The organism is Stieleria sp. (assembly GCF_041595215.1).
GTDB lineage: Bacteria > Planctomycetota > Planctomycetia > Pirellulales > Pirellulaceae > Stieleria > Stieleria magnilauensis.
The window spans coordinates 1-2,249 of record NZ_JBFHKV010001256.1 but is presented as its reverse complement, the minus strand read 5'-3'; the positions used below and the strand labels follow the sequence as shown (position 1 = coordinate 2,249).

At 59.9% G+C, this 2,249-nt stretch carries 1 protein-coding gene and 1 pseudogene; one reads left to right on the top strand and one right to left on the bottom strand.

Features of this window, described 5'->3' with window-relative positions; translation table 11 throughout:
- Positions 1-685 (top strand): aminotransferase class V-fold PLP-dependent enzyme (locus tag ABX749_RS30295; RefSeq protein ID WP_372899320.1); only part of this gene is annotated, 685 nt, incomplete at its 5' end.
- Between the two features lie 33 nt (positions 686-718).
- Here the strand turns inward: ABX749_RS30295 and ABX749_RS30290 are convergent.
- Positions 719-2,249 (bottom strand): annotated as a pseudogene (locus ABX749_RS30290) (hypothetical protein); the annotation flags it as partial.

The following is a 2,249-nucleotide window of genomic DNA, read 5'->3' as shown; positions in this document are numbered from 1 at the left end:
GCAAGGCGCCAATGCGATCGTCGGAACCATTCAACCGGTACGTGAAGTCGCCGACCGCTGTCACAACCGCGGCATCTGTGTCCACTGCGACGCGACCCAAATGTTCGGCAAAGTCCCCGTCGACGTCAAACACTTGCGCGCCGACACCGTTGCGATCAGCGGTCACAAGTTTTACGGCCCCAAGGGATCGGGCGCGATTTACGTCCGCCGCGGTTTGCAACTCGACCCGATCACCTTTGGTGAACCGCGCGAGATGGGATTGCGTCCGGGGGCGGAGAACATTCCCGGCTGCATCGGCCTGGGGGCCGCGGCGAGTCTGGCCGAGCGCTATTGTGTCGAAGCCAACGATCAATTGGCCGAACTCCGCGACCACTTTGTGGATCATCTGTCGGAGCAGCTGTCGACTCCGCCGCTGGTGCTGTGCAACGCATCGCCGCGGTTGCCCAACACCGTCGCATTGGAGTTGCCCGGCGACGCGCGGCGGATCCACGAATCGGCCAGAGAGTTGGCCTTGGCGACCGCCCAGGCGAATTCACCGCCGGACGAGTTCACACGGTCGCTCCGCGCGATCGGACGCAACGATTCGCAAATCGGTCGCACCCTCCGCGTCTCGCTCGGTTGGACCACCAGCAACGAACAAGTCGAACGCGCCGCGGGTTTGATCGCCGAAGCGTTTGATTGTTAAGTTTCAGGTTTCAGGTTTCAGGTTGGCCGTCGCCTACGGCGTTTCTTCGAAACCGACTTGGTTGATTTCCAACAGCGAGGGTTCGTTGATGTAGACGCCGCGGAAATCTGGTGGCTGGGGCTGGTTCTTGATCCGGATCCCACAGCGACTGCAGTCTCCACCGGGGACCGCTTCGGTGGTCGTTCCCGGCAAGGTCAGCAAGTAGTCCGGATCGATCGGGCCGGGATCGATCCACAGCCCTTCGGGGGTCAGTTCCATCGTTCCCAGATCCAAGTCCAGTCCGCGTCGAATCACTTCGTAGTTGACGAAGATATTGAGCAGCGAGTTCTGTGCGTCGAGCAAGTCGCCGAGTGCGGAAATCGTATCCCGAGCCGCGGTCGGACCACTGCTCAGTCCGCGGGCGTCGCGGAGTTCGCGGATGTCTCCGTTCAACTCGATCTGCGACGCCGCAATCCGAACCGCCTGACGTCCGTATTCAAAATTGACGCGGTTGACTTGCAGCTGACGGACTTGTGCCCGCAACAGCAACCAGATGCTGTCTTCGTATTCGTAGTAACCGCGTTTGGCCTGTTCGAATTCGATCAGCGATTGCCGATAGGTATTGCGTTCTTGTAGCCGCGTGATCGGGGCGTCCCACTCCAAACCGACGCTCAACGTGCTCGATTTGCCGCGGAGTGCGAAGGGATTGTTTTCTCCCGGCGCCGTTCCGACGCCTCCGCTGACACGGATGTCCAGCGAACTTTCCAGGTCGTCGGCGATGAATTCGATCGCCCGCCAGCTGTCGACCAGTGCCGCCCGTGCGTTGGCCCAGTCGCGACGATTTCGCCGAGCGATCTCAAAGGCTTCGGCGGGCTGGATGTTGACTTCCGGCAGCAGGGCACTTTCGGTGCGGGCGCGAGCCTGGATCAATTGCATCGTCAGGATGTCATCGCCCAGTTCGGACAACAGGTCTTGCGTCGCCAAGATCAGCTCTTCACGAATCTTCTTGGACAACTCGGTCGGCGTGTCGCCCTGGGGACCTTCTTCCAAGAATCGATCCAACGAGTCATTGATGGACACCACTTTCGCCCGGTACGATTCCAACCGGCCCATCAAGGCGTCATAGGAATTGCCCAGGTAGGACTGCAGGGTTGCCAGTTCACTGACGTCAAACACCGAGTCGTCAATCTTGTCGACCTGCAGCAACGTGCAGATGTTCTCGCGTTCGACCTCATAGAGTTCGACCAATTGATCGTTCTGTTTGATTCGTTGCGGAATCGTTTCGGCCAGTTTCGCGATGTCGGTGGCCACGATCGGCGCGTCCACTTGCTGTAGCTCGCCGAGGAACGCCTCCAGTGGTTCCAGTTCGGTTCGCAATCGCCCGACCGTCTCTTCAACGACCGGCGTCCAAGACAGCCGCGACACCGGCAGTCCGGTATCGGGATCGGTCCCCGACTCGGTTTCTTGCAGCAACGCCAGGTTCAGCTCACCGACGACACTACGCAATCGAATCAGTTCTTCACGGCGTGAACGCAGGTCGCGATCGATCAGTTCAAACCGCTCCAACAACGGGTCTTGGATGCGT